This window comes from Burkholderia sp. LMG 13014 (assembly GCF_905232215.1).
Taxonomy (GTDB): domain Bacteria; phylum Pseudomonadota; class Gammaproteobacteria; order Burkholderiales; family Burkholderiaceae; genus Burkholderia.
In genome coordinates this window covers 1-6388 of sequence record NZ_CAJNKE010000344.1, presented here as the reverse complement: position 1 = coordinate 6388, position 6388 = coordinate 1, and the positions used below count along the sequence as shown (strand labels likewise).

The 6388-nt window shown below is 65.9% G+C and carries 7 protein-coding genes; 2 read left to right on the top strand and 5 right to left on the bottom strand.

The window, feature by feature from the left end:
* Both JYJ84_RS25490 and JYJ84_RS25485 read right to left on the bottom strand, forming a co-directional pair.
* On the bottom strand, positions 1 to 419 hold a 419-nt coding region (locus JYJ84_RS25490), incomplete at its 3' end, for an alpha/beta hydrolase (RefSeq protein ID WP_205189589.1).
* 178 nt (positions 420 to 597) lie between these two features.
* Complete coding sequence (locus JYJ84_RS25485) at positions 598 to 807, bottom strand: ornithine acetyltransferase (RefSeq protein ID WP_011351716.1); 210 nt, start codon at positions 805 to 807, stop codon at positions 598 to 600.
* A 248-nt stretch (positions 808 to 1055) separates the two neighbouring features.
* On the opposite strand from JYJ84_RS25485, the gene JYJ84_RS25480 reads away from it, so the two are divergent.
* The gene (locus JYJ84_RS25480; protein ID WP_122945100.1) at positions 1056 to 2765 is read left to right on the top strand and encodes a glutamine--tRNA ligase/YqeY domain fusion protein; all 1710 of its coding nucleotides are present in this window, start codon (positions 1056 to 1058) and stop codon (positions 2763 to 2765) included.
* A gap of 138 nt (positions 2766 to 2903) precedes the next feature.
* Here the strand turns inward: JYJ84_RS25480 and JYJ84_RS25475 are convergent, their stop codons facing one another.
* From JYJ84_RS25475 to JYJ84_RS25465, 3 genes are all read right to left on the bottom strand, one after another.
* Positions 2904 to 3374, bottom strand: a complete 471-nt coding sequence (locus tag JYJ84_RS25475; protein ID WP_174961391.1) for an NUDIX hydrolase — start codon at positions 3372 to 3374, stop codon at positions 2904 to 2906.
* Positions 3375 to 3385: 11 nt separating this feature from the next.
* Positions 3386 to 3772 carry a hypothetical protein gene (locus JYJ84_RS25470; RefSeq protein WP_122946647.1) on the bottom strand — a complete coding sequence of 129 codons (387 nt, stop codon included), beginning with the start codon at positions 3770 to 3772 and terminating at the stop codon, positions 3386 to 3388.
* 128 nt (positions 3773 to 3900) lie between these two features.
* Complete coding sequence (locus JYJ84_RS25465) at positions 3901 to 5286, bottom strand: cytochrome-c peroxidase (RefSeq protein WP_174961363.1); 1386 nt, start codon at positions 5284 to 5286, stop codon at positions 3901 to 3903.
* Between the two features lie 225 nt (positions 5287 to 5511).
* On the opposite strand from JYJ84_RS25465, the gene acpA reads away from it, so the two are divergent.
* Positions 5512 to 6388, top strand: an 877-nt coding sequence (gene acpA / locus JYJ84_RS25460) for an acid phosphatase (RefSeq protein ID WP_205189588.1), incomplete at its 3' end; no start/stop codon positions are given.

Sequence of the window (6388 nt, the reverse complement as noted above, 5' to 3'; positions counted from 1 at the left end):
AACGCGAGCGAGCCATACGGATCGTCGCTGCTGGCGACGACGCAGGTCGGAAACGGCAGCCGTTCATACGGCACGGGCCCGAAGCCGTGCGCATCGCCCGGAAACGCGGGACCGTCGGGATCGGGCAGCGCGACCAGTAGCGCGCCGCGCACTTTCGCGAGCGCGGCCGGGCGCGCATAGCGCGTCGCCCACCACGCGGCGGTCAGCGTACCGAGACTGTGACCGGCAAGCAGTACCGGGCCACGCGCGGCTTCGACCGCGCGATCGAGTGCGAGACACCAGCCGTTGCGGAACGCACTGTCCCAGTCGGGCATCGCGACGCGCGAGAAGCGTGCATCGGCACGCTCCCAGCGGCTCTGCCAATGAAGCGGGCCCGAATTGGCGTAGCCCGGCAGGACGAGAACGGGGAATCGGCTCATGGAAAGTGCGTCGACGAGTGAAATCGTTATGTGGCGTCGACGCAGTGTCGCACACCCGTTCCTCCCTGATGCCGCCTGTCTGAAACCGGAAGGATGTGCGTGGGGTCGGGACGCATTCGGAACAGCGTCGCGACCGGACGGCAAGCCGCCTGGCAGGCGGCTCGCGTCATGTCATCGGTCAGCGCACGTTCGCGCCGACGATACCGCCCGCCGCGGCGCCCGCGACCGTGCCGAGCGGGCCGCCCGTCACCAGGTAGCCGAGCGCGCCGCCTGCGGCCGCGCCGATACCGGCATTGCGCTGCGTATGCGTCATCGCGCATGCGCCGAGTTGCGACAGGGCCGCGACGATCACGGCGGTACGAACGATAAACGTGGTCTTCTTCATCATGATTTTTAGTTTCCTCCCGCCGCGCGGCAACCCGAACGGCGGCATTGAATCGGTGAGGCCATCATAGGCAACGCCAAACGGCCCGGGCAATCCGATTTACGTCGTGTTACAGCCGACACAATATCGAGATAATCGGTCGAAACCCGCGTCTGTCATGCCGCAAGCCGCGCGGGACGGACCCCGGTCAGGTAGAATCACGGGATTAAACCGGCGCGACGCGCGCGCCGACACAACCTGACGCCATCCGCATGAGCACCGAACGCAACGACGCCCCCGCGGCTTCCAATTTCATCCGCAACATCATCGACGACGACAACCGCACCGGCAAATGGGGCGGCCGCGTCGAGACGCGCTTTCCGCCCGAGCCGAACGGCTATCTGCACATCGGCCATGCCAAGAGCATCTGCCTGAACTTCAGCGTCGCGCGCGACTACGGCGGCGTGTGCCACCTGCGCTTCGACGACACGAACCCGGAAAAGGAAAGCGTCGAATACGTCGACTCGATCGTCGACGCGGTGCGCTGGCTCGGCTTCGACTGGCGCAAGGAAGCGGTCGATCACCAGTACTTCGCGAGCGACTACTACGACAAGCTGTACGAATTCGCCGAGCTGCTGATCCAGCGCGGCCGTGCGTACGTCGACAGCCAGAGCGCCGACGAAATGCGCGCGAACCGCGGTTCGCTGACCGAAGGCGGCAAGCCGTCGCCGTTCCGCGAGCGCACGCCTGAAGAAAACCTCGACCTGTTCCGCCGCATGAAGGCCGGCGAGTTCAAGGAAGGCGAGCACGTGCTGCGCGCGAAGATCGACATGGCTTCGCCGAACATGAACATGCGCGACCCGGTGATCTACCGGATCCGCTATGCGCACCACTACCGCACCGGCGACGCGTGGTGCGTGTACCCGATGTACGACTACACGCACTGCATCTCGGATGCGATCGAAGGCATCACGCATTCGCTGTGCACGCTCGAATTCGAGGATCACCGCCCGCTGTACGACTGGGTGCTGAACGAACTCGCGGAAGCCGGCATGTTCACGCGCCCGCTGCCGCAACAGATCGAATTCTCGCGACTGAACCTCACGTACGCGATCACCAGCAAGCGCAAGCTGCTGCAGCTCGTCACCGAAGGCCACGTCGACGGCTGGGACGACCCGCGGATGCCGACGATCGTCGGCGTGCGCCGCCGCGGCTTCACGCCGGAGAGCATCCACCTGTTCTGCGAGCGCATCGGCGTGACGAAGATCGACTCGTGGATCGACATGAGCATCTTCGAAGGCGCGCTGCGCGACGACCTCGACGACAAGGCCGCGCGTACCGTCGCGGTGCTCGATCCGCTGAAGCTCGTGATCGACAACTATCCGGAAGATCTCGAAGAGGCGTGCACGGCCCCCGTGCACCCGCATCATCCGGAACGCGGCGTGCGCACGTTCCCGATCTCGCGCGAGCTGTGGATCGAGCGCGAGGACTTCGTCGAAAACCCGCCGAAGGGCTATTTCCGGCTGTTCCCGGGCAACAAGGTGCGCCTGCGCTACGGCTACGTGATCGAGTGCACGGGCTTCGACAAGGACGCCGACGGCAACGTGACGGCCGTGCACTGCAACTACTTCCCGGACAGCAAGTCGGGCACCGAAGGCGCGAACACGTACAAGGTCAAGGGCAACATTCACTGGGTCAGCGCGAAGCATGCGCAACCGGCCGAAGTGCGGATCTACGACCGCCTGTTCAAGGAGCCGCATCCGGACGCGGGCGGCGCGAACTTCCTCGAGGCGTTGAACCCCGATTCGAAGAAGATCGTGCAGGCATACATCGAGCCGGGCAACGACGACATCGCACCGGAAACGCGCCTGCAGTTCGAGCGTCACGGCTATTTTGTGGCCGATCGTGTCGATTCGAAGCCGGGCAAGCCGGTGTTCAACCGGATCGTCGGGTTGCGCGACAGCTGGGGCAAGCCGGCGTAACGGCGTGCTTCGCACGCGGCGCGCGGCTTCGCAAGCCACCGTCGCGTGACCATAAAAAAACCGGCCTCAGGGCCGGTTTTTTGTTGCGCGCTTTGAAGCGAAGCCAGGTCACGTGGCAGCGCAAACCGCCACGCTGATTCACCCACCCATCAACCGCCGATGCAGATCCGCCAGCGACAGCTTCGTGCGAAACAGCCGCGCGAGGCTGCGGCTCGCATACGCGTCGATGTCGCCGGGCAGGGTCCAGCGGTACGCATCCATCTCGGGAATCATCGAGCCGTCGCGACGGCTCGGAAACAGCGACGTGCACGTGCACTGCGCGGCATCGATCTCGCCGTCGGCCACCTGCACCGCGAACAGATGCAGGTCCTTGTCGTGCCGGTACGCGAAGCGGCCGAGATCGAGCAATCGGGCCGGCGCGAATGCAATGCCGGTTTCCTCGAGCAGTTCGCGCAGCGCCGCGTCGGCCGGCGACTCGCCCGGCTCACCCTGCCCCTTCGGGATGTCCCAGTGCGTGGTATCCGTCGCGTGTGCGAGGAACACGCGACCGGCCCCATCGAGGATCACGACGCCGCACGACACCGTGCGCGGCGCGCCGCCCCGCTTCATCACGTGCGTGCTCAGCGCTTCTGCAGTTGCCACTTGCCCGCGTCGGTCTTGCAATAGACGGGCTTGAGCGTCATCGTCTGGCCCTTCGCGGTGATCTCGGTGGCGATTTCACGGCAGGTCTTGCCATCCGCCTCGGTCGTGCTCGGCGTGAGCTTCGCATCGATCTGCGTGCCGCGGCCGCTGCTCTGCCACGTCGTGGTCTCGCCGTCCTTGCCTTCGTCGCGCACTTGCACGACCGCCTTGGAAAGCGACGCGCGGTCGGTCTTGCTGAAGTAGCTGAGCGGCGTGTCGTTCAGGAAGTTCAGGTTGTTCTGCGCATGGGCGGGCAGCATCGCAGCTGCGCACGCGGCGCCGGCCAGCACACGCGTGACGACGGAAAGGGATGCACGCATCGACATGTTGTTCTCCTTGGATGTTCGATCGAACGGCGCAGTGTGCATGCCGGCGAACCGGGGGCCGGCCATCCGGCACGCACACTGCGCCTGTCAGCGAGCGAGGATAGCATGCGTGCCGTCGACGCCGCCTTCTAGTGGCCGGCCGGCGCGGCCGTTTGCTGATATCCGTCAGTCAGCGTACCCAGGAACGCGATCACGTCCTTGATCTCGGCCTCGTTCAGCGCAGGCTGCTCGCCGCGCTTGCGGTCGAACGGCGCCTCGCGGTTGATGTTCGGCCAGTAGCGCTTGGGCAGGTCGTCGTAGATCTGCACCTTGCCGTGCACGACCGGATAGAACTTCTCCGGATGGATGTCGCGCTCGACGTAGAAGCGCATCACGTCCTCGAGCGTGTGATACACGCCGTTGTGGAAGAACGTCTTGCGCAGTGTGACGTTGCGCAGCGACGGCGTGCGGAACAGCCCGCAGAATTCGTCGCGGCCCTTCAGGTCGGTGCGCTCGGGGCCGCACGCGCCGAGATCGTAGAAGCGCGGATCGCGATTGACGGGCAGCGCGCGGTTGCGCGGCACCGCGACCGCGATCAGCCCGAAATCGCTGAACTGCGGCGGCGTGCCGTCGAGCGCGCGCTGGCTGATGTGGCAGCTCGCGCAATTGCCCTTCTTCTCGTCGTTGAACAACTGCAGCCCGCGCAATTCGGCCGGCGTGAGCTGCGCATGGCCGGCGAGATACGCGTCGTACTTGCTCGTGTACGGCGAGAACAGTTCGGGTGTCTGCTCGAACGTCTCGAGCGCGCGCAGCACGGCCTTGAACGTGGCCGCATCGTCGTCGAGCACCTTGACGCCGAACACCGCGCGGAACTCGTCCGCATACGGCGCGGCCTTCACCGCCTGCGCGACCTTCGCGGGCGAGCTGTTCATCTCGAACGGCGATGTGAGCGGAATGCGCGCCTGCTCGGCGCCCGTGTCGACGCGGCCGTCCCACGTGAGGCCGCCCGTCGGGCCCGCATCGACGCTCTCGTCGCCTTCGTCGTCGGAATCGTGGAAGTGTTCGGTGAACTGCGGCACGCCCTGCAGGTACTTGAGCGACGGCACCGCACGGAAGCCCGGGCGTTTCATGTCGTCGCCGCCGAACTGCACGGCCAGCGCATTGGGCGGGCCGAACGCGTGATCGGGGCTGTGGCACGACGCGCACGCGAGCTTGCCGGAACCTGACAGCGTAGGGTCAAAGAAAAGTTGCTTGCCGAGCGCCGTCATCCGGCGCACGCCTTCGTAAACTTGTGCCCGCGTCTGCGGCTGGTTCGTCTCGACCACCGCGCCGCTGGCCGCAACCGTTGCGGACGCAACTACATGGGCAGCGCCCGGTGCACTCGCCGCGCTCGCGGCCTGCACGGACGGTGCGCCCGCCCCCGGCTGTCCGTCACAGCCGGCAAGGGTTGCAAGCGTGGTGGCCAGCGCGAATGCGCCGGTCAGGTGCAGCCACGAACGCGCGAACGCGCCGGCTGTCGGTTGGCGAGGCTTCATCGATTCGTCGGAAAGTGGGTTCAGGAGCGGCCGGAGTTTATGTCAGCCGCATGACCGTTACATGACGGCCAACCGACAGGTAATCGAAAGGACGCCTACACCCGGCTGTCAAATCGCACCCTCAAAATGCTTACAGCCGGACATGCCACGGTCACCCTCGCGAACCGGCGGTACACGAATGCTCCGGTTCCCCACGCGACAAGAGAGAGATAGAGAGTACAACGGATGAAAAACCACGCCTGGATTCGCTTTACACCGATCGCCGTTGCCGCGGCCGCCGCCCTCACCGCCTGCGGCGGCGACGACGTGCAGCAGCAAGGCCTGTCGACGGTGAAGAACGTCGTCGTGATCTACGCCGAGAACCGCAGCTTCGACAACCTGTACGGCAACTTCCCGGGCGCGAACGGCCTGCAGAACGTGACCGCGGCAAGCGCGCAGCAGAAGGACCGCAACGGCCAGCCGCTCGCGACGCTGCCGAAGGTCTGGGGCGGCCTGACCGCGAAGGGCGTCACGCCGGCCGTGACCGAAGCGATGACGGCCAACCTGCCGAACGCGCCGTTCGCGATCGACGACCCGAACGGCTTCAACACGTCGATGAGCGTGACGACGCGCGACCTGTATCACCGCTTCTACGAGAACCAGATGCAGATCAACGGCGGCAAGAACGACATGTTCGCCGCCTGGGCCGATTCCGGCGGCCTCGTGATGGGCCACTACACGCCCGACGCGACGAAGCTGCCGCTGTGGAAGATCGCGCAGCAGTTCACGCTGGCCGACAACTTCTTCATGGGCGCGTTCGGCGGCTCGTTCCTGAACCACCAGTACCTGATCTGCGCGTGCGCGCCGTTCTACGCGAACGCGGACAAGAGCCCCGCCGCCGGCTCGATCTCGGCCGTTGCGACCGACGGCAAGTCGCTTCAGCTCGCGACCAACTCGCCGGCTTCCGCGCTCGACGGCATTCCGAAGTTCGTGAACTCGGGCAACCTGACGCCGGACTTCTATGCGATCAACACGATGCAGCCGCCGTACCAGCCGAGCGGCAACAAGGCGGCTTCCGGCGGCGATCCGAACCTCGCCGACCCGTCGGCCGCATCGACGCTGC